This is a genomic window from Mycobacterium sp. P2_H7 (assembly GCF_056403275.1).
Genome location: NZ_JBFUFU010000012.1, coordinates 244120 through 258249, shown reverse-complemented (window position 1 = coordinate 258249; position 14130 = coordinate 244120). Strand labels below are relative to the sequence as shown.

General features: G+C 67.3%; 13 protein-coding genes. 6 read left to right on the top strand and 7 right to left on the bottom strand.

From position 1 onward, the window contains the following. Positions 1-40: 40 nt before the first annotated feature. The 4 genes from AC1DY7_RS20420 to AC1DY7_RS20405 are packed head-to-tail and all read right to left on the bottom strand — an operon-like array spanning position 41 to position 3856. Entirely contained in the window at positions 41-598 is a 558-nt protein-coding gene (locus tag AC1DY7_RS20420) for a DUF4334 domain-containing protein (RefSeq protein ID WP_477495520.1), read from the bottom strand. 41 nt (positions 599-639) lie between these two features. Continuing rightward, positions 640-2991 (bottom strand): ATP-binding cassette domain-containing protein, encoded by a 2352-nt coding sequence (locus tag AC1DY7_RS20415; RefSeq protein WP_477495519.1) that lies wholly within the window; start codon positions 2989-2991, stop codon positions 640-642. Further along, the gene (locus AC1DY7_RS20410; protein WP_477495518.1) at positions 2991-3410 is read right to left on the bottom strand and encodes a VOC family protein; all 420 of its coding nucleotides are present in this window, start codon (positions 3408-3410) and stop codon (positions 2991-2993) included. Before AC1DY7_RS20410 ends, AC1DY7_RS20415 begins: the two co-directional genes overlap by 1 nt. A 5-nt stretch (positions 3411-3415) precedes the next feature. After that, positions 3416-3856: a helix-turn-helix transcriptional regulator gene (locus AC1DY7_RS20405; RefSeq protein WP_477495517.1), complete on the bottom strand. Its 441-nt coding sequence runs from the start codon at positions 3854-3856 to the stop codon at positions 3416-3418. A gap of 26 nt (positions 3857-3882) precedes the next feature. Between AC1DY7_RS20405 and AC1DY7_RS20400 the strand changes: the two genes are divergently transcribed. Next, complete coding sequence (locus AC1DY7_RS20400; RefSeq protein ID WP_477495516.1) at positions 3883-4260, top strand: PIN domain-containing protein; 378 nt, start codon at positions 3883-3885, stop codon at positions 4258-4260. Here the strand turns inward: AC1DY7_RS20400 and AC1DY7_RS20395 are convergent. Then, the gene (locus AC1DY7_RS20395) at positions 4249-5787 is read right to left on the bottom strand and encodes a class I adenylate-forming enzyme family protein (RefSeq protein WP_477495515.1); all 1539 of its coding nucleotides are present in this window, start codon (positions 5785-5787) and stop codon (positions 4249-4251) included. The two genes, AC1DY7_RS20400 and AC1DY7_RS20395, sit on opposite strands and share 12 nt — an antisense overlap. A gap of 167 nt (positions 5788-5954) precedes the next feature. On the opposite strand from AC1DY7_RS20395, the gene AC1DY7_RS20390 reads away from it, so the two are divergent. Beyond that, the gene (locus tag AC1DY7_RS20390) at positions 5955-6878 is read left to right on the top strand and encodes an extracellular catalytic domain type 1 short-chain-length polyhydroxyalkanoate depolymerase (RefSeq protein ID WP_477495514.1); all 924 of its coding nucleotides are present in this window, start codon (positions 5955-5957) and stop codon (positions 6876-6878) included. On the opposite strand, the gene AC1DY7_RS20385 is transcribed toward AC1DY7_RS20390, so the two are convergent. Next, positions 6864-7667 (bottom strand): MBL fold metallo-hydrolase, encoded by an 804-nt coding sequence (locus AC1DY7_RS20385; RefSeq protein WP_477495560.1) that lies wholly within the window; start codon positions 7665-7667, stop codon positions 6864-6866. The genes AC1DY7_RS20390 and AC1DY7_RS20385 overlap by 15 nt on opposite strands. 298 nt (positions 7668-7965) lie before the next feature. On the opposite strand from AC1DY7_RS20385, the gene AC1DY7_RS20380 reads away from it, so the two are divergent. The 4 genes from AC1DY7_RS20380 to AC1DY7_RS20365 are packed head-to-tail and all read left to right on the top strand — an operon-like array spanning position 7966 to position 11859. Next, the gene (locus tag AC1DY7_RS20380; protein WP_477495513.1) at positions 7966-9129 is read left to right on the top strand and encodes an ABC transporter substrate-binding protein; all 1164 of its coding nucleotides are present in this window, start codon (positions 7966-7968) and stop codon (positions 9127-9129) included. Next, positions 9126-9998, top strand: coding sequence for a carbohydrate ABC transporter permease (locus tag AC1DY7_RS20375; protein WP_477495512.1), 873 nt, complete (start codon positions 9126-9128; stop codon positions 9996-9998). The genes AC1DY7_RS20380 and AC1DY7_RS20375 overlap by 4 nt, the downstream gene beginning before the upstream one ends. Next, the gene (locus AC1DY7_RS20370; RefSeq protein ID WP_477495511.1) at positions 9995-10798 is read left to right on the top strand and encodes a carbohydrate ABC transporter permease; all 804 of its coding nucleotides are present in this window, start codon (positions 9995-9997) and stop codon (positions 10796-10798) included. Before AC1DY7_RS20375 ends, AC1DY7_RS20370 begins: the two co-directional genes overlap by 4 nt. Further along, a complete protein-coding gene (locus tag AC1DY7_RS20365; RefSeq protein ID WP_477495510.1) occupies positions 10795-11859 on the top strand; it encodes an ABC transporter ATP-binding protein in 1065 nt (354 codons plus the stop codon). Before AC1DY7_RS20370 ends, AC1DY7_RS20365 begins: the two co-directional genes overlap by 4 nt. Before the next feature lie 50 nt (positions 11860-11909). Here the strand turns inward: AC1DY7_RS20365 and katG are convergent, their stop codons facing one another. Next, positions 11910-14105, bottom strand: coding sequence for a catalase/peroxidase HPI (gene katG / locus AC1DY7_RS20360; RefSeq protein WP_477495509.1), 2196 nt, complete (start codon positions 14103-14105; stop codon positions 11910-11912). Between the last annotated feature and the right edge of the window lie 25 nt (positions 14106-14130).

Genomic DNA, 14130 nt, shown 5'->3' with positions numbered 1-14130 from the left:
GGAGCGGCAGCCGCAATGAGTGCGGGTGCGGCTCCACAGGTCACGACAGAACGGGCAGCGACGCGTCGCGGCGCAGCAGGAAGAAGTAGGGCCGGGGGATACCGCGCAGGTCCATCGCCCCGATCACCTCGTCCTCGGACAGCTTGCGGAACACGTCGTTGATCGGCAACTGGTCGTAGATCATGGTCGCGGTGTCGGTCTCGCGATAGCGGGTGGTGCGCAGCCGGGCCTTCGGGGCAGACGTTCGCAGCACGGGCCGCAGCGTGGCGATGGGCCGTTTGAACGAAAGGTTCTTGACGCCGGGCACTTTGGTCGCCGGTCCGAGGCCGCCGAACGCCAGCAGCGGGTTCATCGCCCACAGTGCGTTGCCGTCGGCGGTGGGGAACAGCAGCGGATGCACCTTTTCGGCGCCCAGGAACTGCTTGCCCCACCAGCCGCTGGCGGCCAGCAGGCCGTCCAGCGGATGCCCGGTGGGCAACTCGGCGCCCCGCCAGGTGCCGAGCATGAACTCCGGCTCGACGGCGGGGGCGGCGTCGAACACCTCGAGTGCCTCGGCGGTGGTGGTGGGCACGATGGTCAGGACATCCTGTGCGAGCATCCGTCCACAATACTTGACAGGTGTCAAGTTCGGCAATGCGGTCAGCCGCCGACGTAGGCCGCCAGATGCTCGCCGGTGAGCGTGCCCGGCTTGTCGGCCAATGCCCGCGGTGTTCCCTCGAACACCACCCGCCCGCCGTCATGGCCCGCACCGGGCCCGAGGTCGATGATCCAGTCCGCGTGGGCCATCACCGCCTGGTGATGTTCGACGACGATGACGGACCTCCCCGAATCGACGATCCGGTCCAGCAGGGCCAACAACTGTTCGACATCGGCCAGGTGCAGACCCGACGTCGGTTCGTCCAGCACGTACACGTCGGCCTTTTCACTGAGGTGGCCGGCCAGCTTCAACCGTTGGCGCTCCCCGCCGGACAGCGTGGTCAGCGGCTGGCCCAGCGTCACGTAACCCAGTCCGACATCGGAGAGGCGTTCCAGGATTTTCTGCGCCGCAGGAACGCTCGCATCATCGGTACCGAAGAACTCCAGCGCCTCGGTCACCGGCATGGTGAGCACCTCGCTGATGTTGCGGCCCCCGAACGTGTACTCCAGCACCGACGAATCGAACCGCCTGCCCTCGCACTCCTCGCACGTGGTGGCCACCCCGGCCATGATCGCCAGGTCGGTGTAGATCACCCCGGCGCCCTTGCACGTCGGGCAGGCACCGTCGGAATTGGCGCTGAACAGAGCCGGTTTCACGTTGTTGGCCTTCGCGAAGGCCTTGCGGATCGGCTCCAGCAGGCCCGTGTACGTCGCCGGATTGCTGCGCCGGGAACCGCGGATCGGGGACTGGTCGACGGCCACCACACCGTCGCGGCCTGCCACCGAACCGTGGATCAGCGAGCTCTTCCCCGACCCGGCGACACCGGTAAGCACCACCAGCACGCCGAGCGGGATGTCGACGTCCACGTCGGCCAGATTGTGGGTGTCGGCTCCGCGGATCTCCAGGCTCCCGGTGGATTCGCGTACGTCGTCCTTCAATGCGGCGCGGTCGTCGAGGTGCCGTCCGGTCAAGGTGCCGCTCTTGCGGAGCCGGGCGACGGTGCCCTCGAACACCACCTCGCCGCCGCCGGCACCCGCCCCCGGGCCGAGGTCGACGACGTGGTCGGCGATCGCGATCGCCTCCGGCTTGTGCTCGACCACCAGAACGGTGTTGCCCTTGTCGCGCAGCCGCAGCAGCAGGTCGTTCATCCGGGCGATGTCGTGTGGGTGCAGGCCCACGGTGGGCTCGTCGAATACATAGGTGACATCGGTCAGCGACGAGCCAAGCTGACGAATCATCTTGACCCGCTGAGCTTCTCCACCCGACAGGGTGCCCGCCGGTCGGTCCAGGGATAGGTATCCGAGGCCGATCTCGACGAACGAGTCCAGGGTGTGGCGCAGCGCGGTCAGCAGCGGCGCCACGGATCGGTCCTTGACCCCGGAGACCCATTCGGCGAGATCGCTGATCTGCATCGCACTGACCTCGGCGATGTTGTGGCCCTTGATCTTCGATGAGCGGGCCAGCTCCGAGAGTCGGGTGCCGTCGCAGTCCGGGCACACGGTGAAGGTGACCGCGCGCTCGACGAATGCCCGGATGTGCGGCTGCATCGCGTCGATGTCCTTGGACAGGAAGGACTTCTGGATGGTCGGGATCAGGCCGGCGTAGGTCAGGTTGATCCCGTCGACCTGAATCTTGGTGGCCTCCTTGTGTAGCAGCGCGTCGAGTTCCTTCTTGGTGAACTTGCGGATCGGCTTGTCCGGGTCGAAGAAGCCGCACCCCCGGAAGATCCGGCCGTACCAGCCGTCCATGCTGTAGCCGGGGATGCTCAGCGCGCCGTCGTTGAGGGACAAGCTGTCGTCGTACAGCGCGCTCAGGGCGATGTCGTTGACCGCGCCGCGGCCCTCACAACGCGGGCACATCCCGCCGGTGACGCTGAACTCGCGGCGCTCCTTGACGGTCTTTCCGCCGCGTTCCATCTTCACCGCGCCGGCGCCGCTGATGGAGGCCACGTTGAACGAAAATGCCTGCGGCGAACCGACATGCGGGGTGCCCAGCCGGCTGAACAGGATGCGCAACATCGCGCCGGTGTCTGTGGCGGTGCCCACCGTCGAGCGGGGATCGGCGCCCAGGCGCTGTTGGTCGACGATGATCGCGGTGGTCAGCCCCTCCAACACGTCGACGTCCGGACGGGCCAGCGTGGGCATGAACCCCTGGACGAACGCGCTGTAGGTCTCGTTGATCAGCCGCTGCGATTCGGCCGCGATGGTGTCGAACACCAGTGAGCTCTTGCCCGAGCCGGAGACCCCGGTGAACACCGTCAGGCGACGCTTGGGCAGTTCGATGCTGACGTCTTTGAGATTGTTCTCCCGCGCACCGGTGACCCGGATCCGGTCGTGGCTGTCGGCCTCGGCCATCAGCGCAGTTCCTGGATCCGGACCATGGTTCCCGCCGGGTCACGGACGGCGCAGTCACGCACCCCGTAGGGCTGCTCGGTCGGTTCTTGGACGATGTCGGCGTCGGTGGCCTGCAGTCGCTCGAAGGTCGCATCCAGATCGGCGGTCGCCAACACGATGATCGCGTAGGTGCCCTTGGCCATCATCTCCGCGATGGTGCGCCGTTCCTCGTCGGTGGCACCCGGGTCGGCACTCGGCGGGTGCAGCACGATCGAGGTGCCCGGCTGATTCGGCGGGCCGACGGTGATCCAGCGCATCATGCCGCCGCCGACGTCGAGACGGACCTCGAACCCCAGGATGTCGCGGTAGAACGCCAGCGACTGCTCGGGATCCTCGTGCGGAAGGAAGGTGTTGAGGATGGTGATATCGGTGTTCGCCATGGGAGTCACGCTAGGTGCAGGCCGACGGCCGGGGCTTCTCGATTCCTGATCGGTTTGGTCACGTTCTTCTCCATGCACGACGGGAGGCCTTCGTCGACCGCCGCCGTCTGGTCGCGGTAGACGCTCGGTGGCACGCCGACCAGTTCGGTGAACCGCGTGCTGAACGTGCCCAGCGACGAGCAGCCGACCGCGAAACAGACCTCGGTGACCGTCAGGTCGCCGCGGCGCAGCAGCGCCATCGCGCGTTCGATACGCCGGGTCATCAGATACGAGTAGGGCGCTTCACCGAACGCAAGCTTGAACTGTCGGGACAGGTGGCCCGCCGACATGTTCACGCCCCGGGCCAGCGCCTCGACGTTCAGCGGCTGGGCATACTCACGGTCCATCCGGTCCCGGACCCGGCGCAGCAGCTTGAGGTCATGCAGCCGCTGCTCCACGGAGTCCATATCCGGACTCTACTAACGTCGTGGCCGTGCGCTGGATCGTCGACGCGATGAACGTCATCGGATCACGCCCGGACGGCTGGTGGAGGGACCGTCCCGGCGCCATCATGGCGCTGGTCGGAAAGCTCGAGGACTGGGCCCGCGACGGGCGGCGGGTCACCGTCGTGCTGGAACGGCCGCCCTTGCCGCCGATCAGGTCGGTGTCGATCGAGATCGCCCACGCGCCGGCTGCCGCAGCGAATTCGGCCGACGACGAGATCATCCGGCTGCTGCACGCCGACCCTCGACCCGGCGAGATCACCGTCGTCACCTCCGACGGGGCGCTCACCGAACGGGTCAGGGTGGCCGGTGCGCAGGTGTGTCCGGCGTCGCGCTTCCGGGACCTGCTCGACGGGTCAGCTCAGTGAGCCGTCGATGATCATGGAGCGCAACGTCTTTCGGTCGAATTTGCCACTCGCCAGGGTGGGTATCCGCTCGGAGCCGGTCACCACCCAGCGCGTCGGCACCTTGTAGGAGGACAGCTGCGCGCGGGCATACGCGTCCACCGCGGCGACATCGATGCCCGGATCGGCAGGCACGATCACGGCGCACACCTCCTCGCCTCGCTCGGGGTGGTCGAGGCCGACCACCACACACTGCGCGACGCCGGCCAGCCCGGCGATGGCCGCCTCGACCTCGAGCGGGGACACGTTGGCCCCGCCCGCCTTGATCAGGTCGGTGGTGCGCCCGACATAGAACAGCCGCGGGTCACCCGTGTTGCGGTACACCTTGTCGCCGGTGTGGTACCAACCGTCGGCATCGAAAACCTCGGCACGCTCACGCTTGTTGTATCCCGACATCACGCCGAGGCCGCGCACCAGTAGTTCACCGACCGTTCCGTCGGCAACCGGGCGGCCCGCGTCGTCGACGATCGCGATGTCGGTGTACACGAAACCCCCGGCGGTCTCGGACATGGTGCGGTGCACCGGGAAACCGTCGGGTACATCGGTCATCGCGATATCCAGCGGACCGTCGCGCAGCATCGGCACGCTGGACAGATCACGGGCGCCGAAGGACGGATGCTCGCGCAGACGCTGGGTGAAAGCCGGCCAGCCGACGATCCCGGTGGCCCGTTCGGCCTCGATCAGATCGAGGGCCGTCGCGGCGTCGAGCCGGGGCATGACCAGCAGGGTGATCTGTTCGTGCAGCGCGCCCATGGCGGCGAGCAGTCCGCCGACCCAGAAGAACGGCATGGCACACAGGATCCGGGCGGGGCCGTCGGACCCGGTGACCGCACGGATCGCGGCCGGCCACGTCGAGGTTTGGCGCACCAGCGTGCCGTGGGTGTGCAGTACGCCTTTGGGATCGGCGGTGGAGCCCGAGGTGTGCACCATGATCGCCAGGTCGGCGGGGGAGACCTCGGCCTGCGCGGCGGTGAGCACATCGACGGGCACGGCCGGCGAAGCGTCGCAGGCGCCGGCCCAGGCCCGGTCGGTGTCCTCGGTCAGCAGGATGCGGCGCAGGTAGGGCGTCGCGGGTAGCGCCAGCGCTGGGGCCGATTGGTCCGCCAGCCCCGGCAGCGCCGCCTCGAAGCGTTCGGCCACGTCGATGCCCAGCACGTTGGCCGGCGCCACCAGGAGCCCGATATCGGCCAGCCGCAACACTTTCGCGATCTCTGCGGGGGTGTAGAGGGTGCTCATCGGGATCACCAGAGCCCCGATCCGGGACAGCGCCAGCCACCAGAGGACCCACTCCACACCGTTGGGGAAGAACAACCCGACCCGACTGCCCTTGCCGACCCCCGCGGCGAGCAGCCGGCATGCCAGTTCCGCCGACCGCTCGTCGGCCTCGGCGTAGGTCAGCCTGCCGGTGGGGGTGGCAACGTAGGTGTGCGCCCCGGTTTGGCGGGCGCGGTGCTCCAGCAGAGCCGGAACGGTCAGGGCGGGAAGTGTCACCCTGCGATCTTGGCCGAGGGCCCGACGTCGGTGCGGCGAATTTTGGTAGACAGGATTGGTGTCGCCCATTCTGAGCGCCCGGCCGGAGTCCTCTGTGCTCTCGCTGTGGCTGACCCCCGTCACCTGCCGTTCGGCAGATGTTCGCCTGGCCGCTCTACGGTGCGCGGATGTTTAGCGTCCTGACGAAAGCCGGCTCGATATTTGCCGCGCTGACCTGCCTCCTGGGCACCGCAGGCGCGGCCACCGCAGGGGCCGTTCCGCTCCGCGCAGCGGCGATCGACTTCGGCGGCCTGGCCCGGACGTATGAGTTGCATCTACCGGCAGGGACGGCCCAACCGTCCGCGCTGGTGGTGAATCTGCATGCCGCCGGGGTGACGGGCCGTGAACAGGCCGCGCTCACGCACTACAACGCCGTGGCCGATGCCCACGGTTTCGCCGTCGTGTATCCCGATGGCATCGATCTGAGCTGGGCCGACGGGCGCGGCGCCTCCGTACCAGACCGTCAAGGCGTCGACGACGTCGGCTTCATCACGGCGCTGGTGTCGAAGTTGGTGGCCGACCACGGCATCAGTCCTGGCCGTGTGTTCGTCACCGGACTGTCGGCCGGTGCGTTCATGGCGAACCGGTTGGCCTGCGACCGCGCCGACCTGTTCGCCGCCATCGCGCCGGTGGCCGGCACGCTCGGCTCGAATGTGGGTTGCGCACCGTCGCGGCCCGTCGCTGTCATGGCGACCTACGGGACCGCCGACCCGATCGTGCCCTTCGACGGCGGCCCGATGACCGGCCGCGGCGGCGTCAGCGACATCGTGTCCGCCCCCGCAATGGTGCAGCGGTGGCGTCAACTCAACGGGTGTGCCGATACGCCCGCGCAGGCGCCGCTGGCCCCCAGCGGTGACGGCACGCAAACCGACCGGATCGACTACGCGCCGTGCGCTCCCGGCGGTGAGGTCTTGTTCATGCGCGTCAATGCCGGTGGGCACACCTGGCCCGGAGCCCCCGAGGTGCTGTCCGCGCAAGCGGTCGGACTGGCCAGCCACGGGTTCGACGCCTCCGAGGCGTCGTGGCAGTTCTTCGACTCACACAGCCGCTGAATCCGGCACGATCCACTGCCCGTGCGGGACATCGGCGACCAGGTGGGTCAGGCCTGCTTCGTCGAACGCCGTGACGAACTCGTCGAGCCCCTCGCTGAAATGCGCCCAGCTGTCCAGATGGGCGGGAACGACGAGTCCGGCGCCCAGCACCTCCGCAGCGGCCGCGGCGCGCTGGCCGGTGAGTGTCAGCGGGCGATTGCGCTCCTTGGTCCTCACCCGGGCCGCACCGGCGAACAGAACGGCCACATCTACCGGGCCGACCCTGTCCCTGATGGCACGGACGGCGCCCAGTGAGGCGTTGTCGCCACTGAGATAGACGGTGGGAATCCCGGCGCCCGACAACACGAACCCCGTTACCTCACAGTTGACATGCCCGGACTCGTTGCGCGCGCCGTCGGTCGGTCCGTGCACGGCGGGAACCGCCTGCACGACGACGGCGTGGCCGGTGCCGCCCGGCAGTTCGATCGTCTCCCAGGGTTCCAGTCCATGCGCCGGCGGCCCCAACCGATGCGCCGCTCTCGGGTGGGTCAGCACAAGGGGCACGGTGTGGGCGAACGCACGTCCGGCGGTGTCGAAGTTGTCGGGATGCTCGTCATGGCTGACCAGCACCACATCCACGGGGCCCAGTTGTGCTGCGTGCACGGCGGGACCGGCGGTCTTGGTGAGGTAGCCGTGCTCGCCGGCCGGATCGAACGTCGGGTCGATGACGATGCGTAGGCCGGCGATGTCGACGACGGTGGTGGGCCCACCCAGCACCGCGAACCCCAGGGGCCGTCGGTGTGCATCGATCGTGTCCGTCATGGAAGGCAGCGTAGCGGCGTATCGCGGACGTCCGTTCAAGATCGTCCTGAGTTTTTGTCTCGTGCGGACGCCGGTCCGCTTCGTACTGTCGCACGACGTGATGTCTTCCGCCTTTTCGCGCCGCCGTGCTCTGCATCTGTTAGGACTGGCTGGGGGAGCGGCCTTGCTCAGCCCAGCGCTGACTGCATGTGGATCCTCGAGCGGCGGGAATGCCCTGGCGTCCAACACGGCAGTGTCGGGCAAGTTCGAAGGGATCACTCTCAAACTGCTGGTCAACCAACCCCATGTGACCTCCTTCCGTGACGTGCTGGCCCCGGCCTGGAAGCAGGAAACCGGTGGCACGATTGATGTGACGGCGGCGCCCTATGATCAGCTCACCAGCAAGCAGATCCTCGATGTGCAAAGCGGCACAGGCGAATTCGATGTATTTGACTACTTCTATTTCGGTCTGGGCGACTTGGTGGACGCCGGAGCGCTGGTCGATCTGACGGACTGGATCGACGCCAACAAGTCCGCGATCGGGGTGGACGGCTATCTCAAATCCATCTACGACCCGTACACCCTGCTCGACGGCAAACGCTACGGCCTGCCGTACGACGGCGATGTCCACATCCTGTTCTACAACGCGGAGTTGCTGGAGCGGCACAAGCTTGAGCCGCCCCGCACCTGGGACGACTATGACACCGTCGCCGCCAAGATCACCAAGGACTCCCGCGGCGCGGCCTACGGTGCCATCGTCTCCGGCCAGCAGGTCCCGATGATCCTGGGCTGCTCCTATATCAACCGATTGACCGGGTACGGCGGCGAACTCGTCGACAACAGTGGCAAGCCCACGCTGACCTCGGACGCCTCGGTAGCAGCGCTCAAGCATCTGGTCGACGTCGCCCCGGTCGCGCTCCCCACGCCGTTACAGGTCGGTTTCGATCAGGCCAACACGGCCTTCCTCACCGGCCAGGGCGCTCTGCTGGACACCTGGACGGATATGGCGCTGCGCGCCGAGGATCCGTCGGCGTCGAAGATCGCCGGCCGGTGGGGGGCGGTGTCGCTGCCGGTGGGTGGTGCGAACACCACCCCGCGGGCTGCGCTGGACGCAGGGTTCGGGCTCGGCATCTCGACCGCGTCGAAGCATCAGGACGCGGCGGCGGCATTCCTGAACTGGGCCACTGCGACACCACAGAACCTGAAAGTGTCCTCGACCGCCGGCGCCGGTATCGACCCGGTGCGCGGCGAGGTGCTCGACTCCGACGGTTACGCCAAGGTGGTCACCAAGGCGGTCGAGCCCATTCGCGAAGGACTGAACGGCAATCCGTTGGTATGGCCCAAAGAGAAAGGCGCACCCAAGCTGCTACAGGACCTGGTCGACCAGCTGGCGCTCGCCATCGCAGGCACCCAGACCGTCGAACAATCCCTGGAAAACGCCCAGAAGAGCTGGGAGAACGCCGCGACATGACGCGACGGGTCCCGCTCTGGCTGGCGGCGCCGGCCATCGCCGGACTGGTCTTGTTCCTGGTCTACCCGACGGTGTACCTCGTGGGGCTGGCACTCACCGACTCGTCCTTGGCACATCCACTGCGGGTGTTCAGTGGTCTGGACAACATCCGAAGTGCCTTCGCTGCACCGGCTTTCACCCCTTCGCTCTGGCGATCCACGCTGTTCGCCGTTGCCTCGTCGGTGCTGACCACCGGGCTCGGTCTGGCGCTGGCGCTGCTGTTGCGCACCCGTGGGACAAGGTTCGGCGCCGTCGGCGTCTTGTTGCTGCTGCCATTGGTGACGGCACCGGTGTTGATCGGGGTGTCCTGGAAACTGTTGCTCGCGCCGGTCGGTGGCGGCTTGGCCGATGTGTTCGCCGCGGTAGGGCTGGGTGGATTCAACCCATTGGGTTCGGGCACTGGCGCTTTCGTGGTGCTACTGGTGATCCAGGTCTGGCAGTGGACCCCGTTTGCCGTCCTGATTCTGTTCGCAGCCCTCGGTGTGGTGCGTCAGGAACTGGTGGAGTCGGCGCGCATCGACGGTGCCGGACCGTGGCGCACTTTCACGACGGTGACGTGGCCTGCGATCGCACCGACCGCGCTGGCGGTACTGGTGCTGGAGTTGGTGATCGGGTACAAGGTGTTCGATCTGATCGTCGTGATCACCTCCGGTGGGCCAGGGTTTGCCACCACACTGACTCCCTACGTCATCTATCAGACCGGCTTACGCGGCAGCTTCGACATGGGTACCGCTGCCGCGCAAACACTGGTGTTCGCGTTTGTCGTCGGGGCCGTGGCCACGGTGCTCACCACGCTGCGGGCTCGCTCGGTCGAAGCCGACCAGTCATGAGAGCCCGCTGGATGGTGTGGGCCGGCCTCGTCGTGGCCGTCGCACTCGCGCTGCTGCCGATCGGCTACCTCGTCTCATTGTCGTTGCGCCCGCCCGGTGACGTGCTGAACTCCAGCTTGCTCCCCCGGGAGTGGACGTGGGACAACTTCATCTCGGTGTTCGACACCATACCGTTGGGCTCGATGTTGCAGAACTCGTGGATCTCGGCTGCGGGCGCTGCCGCGCTGGCAGTCGTGATCGCTACGCCCGCAGCATATTTCACCGCACGGAGGGTGCGCGGTGAAAGGCTGCTGACTGCGCTGCTGGCCGCCTACTGCGCGCCACCGGTGGTGGCGATCATCCCGCTGTTCTTCCTGCTGCGTGATTTCGGGTTGACAAACCACGTGCTCGGGCTCGTGATCGTCAACGGCGTGGCCAACGTGCCCGTCGCCGCCTGGTTGCTCGACGGGTTCGTACGCCGGATCCCCGTCGAGATCGACGAGGCGGCCGTGATCGACGGTCTCAGCGTGGCGGGCGCCTTCCGCAAGGCGGTCCTGCCGTTGCTGTGGCCGGGGATCGTCGCTGCGTTGCTGGTGGTTTTCTTCTTGAGCTACAACGACTTTCTGTTCGCCGTATATCTCGCTGTCACGAAAGAGAGCCAGACGTTGACCGTCGGTTTGTCGCTGTTCCAAGGGGATCGCAACGTCCAGTTCGGTCAACAGGCCGCGGCCGGTCTGCTCGGAATCCTGCCCGTCTATGTGTTGGCGCTCGCCGCGCAACGGTTCCTGGTCGGCGGTCTCACCGCCGGTGCCACGAAATGACGACCGTCGAATTGAGCGGCATCACCAAGACCTACGGGGGCACAGCGGTCGTCGACGGACTCGATCTGGTGCTGGCGGACGGGTCGCTGACCGTGCTGGTCGGCCCGTCCGGCTGCGGAAAGTCCACCACCCTGCGCATCGCGGCCGGGCTCGAGTCGGCCGACAGTGGAACCGTGCGCATCGACGGTCGCGACGTCACCCGCGCCGCGCCCCGCGACCGTGATGTGGCCATGGTGTTCCAGAACTACGCCTTGTACCCACATCTGACCGTGGCAGGCAATATCGCCTTCCCGCTGCGCAATGCGGGCGTCGGCAAGGACGACGCGGCGAAACAGGCCCGCACCGCGGCCGCCCGCGTCGGCATCGAGGATCTGTTGTCGCGCAAGCCTCGTCAGCTGTCCGGTGGCCAGCAGCAGCGGGTGGCGATCGCCCGGGCGCTGGTGCGCACCCCATCGGTGTTCCTGTTCGATGAGCCGCTGAGCAACCTGGATGCCAAGCTGCGCGTCGAGCTGCGCTCCGAGATCCGGCGACTGCAGCAGGATCTCGGTATCACGTCGCTGTATGTGACCCACGATCAGGAAGAGGCGATGACGATCGCGGATCAGTTGGTGGTCCTCGACGCCGGCCGGATCGCCCAACAAGGAACACCCGAGGCGCTCTACCGCACGCCGGCGAACACCTTCGTCGCCGACTTCATCGGTTCACCCAGCACCAACCTCATAGACGGTGCGGTTGGGGGCGGCGTCTTCACCGCCGACGGTGTCGCGTGGCCGCTGGTTCGGGATGTCGACGGCCCGGTGATCTTCGGTGTGCGGCCCGAGGATCTCATCGTGACACCGGACCCGGGCGGCGCCGCGCGCGTCGAGTTGGTCGAGCTGCTGGGTCCGCGTTACGTGGTGATGGTGAAGGCTGGGGGACACCGGCTCACTGCGGTCGTCGAGGCATCGGCGGTGGCGTATTGGCCGACCTTGCCCGCACCGGGTGTGTCGGTGCGCGTCGACGTGCGACCGGGCCGGGAGCACCTATTCGACGCGGTCACGGGAGCCCGCCTACCTCAGTGATTTGTGCACGTTTACCGGCGACTTCCGCCGKTAAACGTGCACAAATCTCGCTACTTCGTGACGTCGAACCGGTCGCTGTCGGTCACCTTCACCCACGCGGCGACGAAGTCGTTGACGAACCGTTCGGCGCCGTCGGCCTGGGCGTACACCTCGGATACCGCGCGCAACACCGAATGTGAGCCGAACACAAGGTCATTCGCTGTCGCGGTCCACTTCAGTTCGCCGGAGGCGCGGTCGCGACCCTCGTACACGTTCTCCTGCGACTCTGCCGGCTTCCATTCGGTGCCGATGTCCAGCAGGTTGACGAAGAAGTCGTTCGTCAACGTCCCGGGCCGGTCGGTGAACACACCGTGCTTGCTGCCACCGTGGTTGGCACCCAGCGCCCGCAGGCCACCGACGAGCACCGTCAACTCGGGGCCGGTCACACCCAGCAGATACGCCCGCTCCAGGAGGAGCTGCTCCAGCGGCGTCTTCTCGCCGGACCGCACGTAGTTACGGAAACCGTCGGCGCGCGGTTCCAGCACGGCGAACGACTCCACGTCGGTGTTCTCCTGCGTGGCGTCGGTGCGGCCCGCGGTGAACGGCACCGTGACCGAAACCCCGGCGTCTTTGGCGGCCTTCTCGATCGCGGCATTGCCGGCGAGCACGATGACGTCGGCCAGCGACACTTTCGTGCCCCCGGCGGCGTTGAAGTCCTGCTGGATATTTTCCAGGACCGGCAGCACCTTGTCGAGCTCCGCCGGCTCGTTGGCCTCCCAGCTCTTCTGCGGCTCCAGACGCAGGCGGGCGCCGTTGGCCCCGCCACGCTTGTCGGTGCGACGGAAGCTCGCGGCCGAAGCCCACGCCGTCTTCACCAACTGCGGCACCGAGATCCCGGCGTCCAGGATCTTGGCCTTCAAGGTCGCCGCGTCGGCGTCGCCGATGAGCGCACCCTCGGCAGCGGGGACCGGGTCCTGCCACAACTGCGGTTCGGCCACCCACGGGCCCAGGTAGCGGGTGATCGGGCCGAGGTCGCGGTGCAGCAGTTTGTACCAGGCCTTGGCGAACGCCTCGTTGAGCTCTTCGGGATGATCCAGCCAGCGCCGGGTGATCTGCCCGTACACCGGGTCGACTCGCAGCGAGACGTCGGTGACGAGCAGCGACGGCAACCGGTTCGGTCCGCCGAACGGATCGGGGATGATCGCCTCGGCATCTTTGGCCTGGAACTGCCAGGCGCCGGCCGGGCTCTTGGTCAGCTCCCACTCGTAGCCGTAAAGGATCTCCAGGAACGAGTTGCTCCATTTGGTGGGCGTAGGCGTCCACACCACCTCCAGGCCGCTGGTGATGGTGTCGCCGGCGTTACCCGCACCGAACGGGCACTTCCAGCCCAGGCCCTGCTGCTCGATCGGTGCGCCCTCGGGCTCGGGGCCGACAGCATCGGCACTCGCGCCGTGGGTCTTGCCCAGCGTGTGACCGCCCACGATCAGGGCCGCAGTCTCCTCGTCGTTCATCGCCATCCGGCCGAACGTCTCGCGGATGTCGTGTGCGGCGGCCAGCGGGTCCGGCTTGCCTTCGGGGCCTTCGGGATTGACATAGATGAGGCCCATGGTGGTCGCACCGTAGCCCTCGGCGAGTTCCCGCTCGCCGGAGTAGCGCTTGTCGGTACCCAGCCAGGTGTCCTCCTCACCGAAGAGCACCTCTTCGGGCTCCCACACGTCCGGCCGGCCGAAACCGAAACCGAAGGTGGTGAACCCGGCCGACTCCAGCGCGACGTTGCCTGCCAGCACCAGCAGGTCGGCCCAGGAGATCTTGTTGCCGTACTTCTGCTTCACCGGCCACAGGAGCCGGCGGGCCTTGTCCAGGTTGGCGTTGTCGGGCCAGCTGTTCAGGGGGGCGAAGCGCTGCAGCCCCTGCCCGCCGCCGCCGCGTCCGTCGAAGGTGCGGTAGGTACCGGCGGCGTGCCAGCTCAGCCGGATGAACAGGCCGGCGTAGCTGCCGTAGTCTGCGGGCCACCAGTCCTGCGAGGTGGTGATGACCGAGAGCAGGTCGGTTTTCAGGGCGTCGACGTCTAGCTTGGCGAATTCTGCTGCGTAGTCGAATGTTTCGCCGAGAGGGTTGGAGGCGGGTGCGTGCGGGTGCAGCCGCGACACGTCGATCTGCTCGGGCCACCAGTCCTGGTTGCTCAGCGGGCCGTGTGACTTGGGTGTCGGCGAGGGGATGGCCGGGTTCTCGCTCTCGCTGCCATGCGTGGTGGTCTCGGATGACACAACATTTCCTTCCGGTTGGTGATGG

Excerpts from the sequence above, each read along its gene's own strand:
- AC1DY7_RS20420 (WP_477495520.1), bottom strand. The coding sequence starts at position 598 with ATGCTCGCACAGGATGTCCTGACCATCGTGCCCACCACCACCGCCGAG.
- AC1DY7_RS20415 (WP_477495519.1), bottom strand. The coding sequence starts at position 2,991 with ATGGCCGAGGCCGACAGCCACGACCGGATCCGGGTCACCGGTGCGCGG.
- AC1DY7_RS20410 (WP_477495518.1), bottom strand. The coding sequence starts at position 3,410 with ATGGCGAACACCGATATCACCATCCTCAACACCTTCCTTCCGCACGAG.
- AC1DY7_RS20405 (WP_477495517.1), bottom strand. The coding sequence starts at position 3,856 with ATGGACTCCGTGGAGCAGCGGCTGCATGACCTCAAGCTGCTGCGCCGG.
- AC1DY7_RS20390 (WP_477495514.1), top strand. The coding sequence starts at position 5,955 with ATGTTTAGCGTCCTGACGAAAGCCGGCTCGATATTTGCCGCGCTGACC.
- AC1DY7_RS20375 (WP_477495512.1), top strand. The coding sequence starts at position 9,126 with ATGACGCGACGGGTCCCGCTCTGGCTGGCGGCGCCGGCCATCGCCGGA.
- AC1DY7_RS20370 (WP_477495511.1), top strand. The coding sequence starts at position 9,995 with ATGAGAGCCCGCTGGATGGTGTGGGCCGGCCTCGTCGTGGCCGTCGCA.
- AC1DY7_RS20365 (WP_477495510.1), top strand. The coding sequence starts at position 10,795 with ATGACGACCGTCGAATTGAGCGGCATCACCAAGACCTACGGGGGCACA.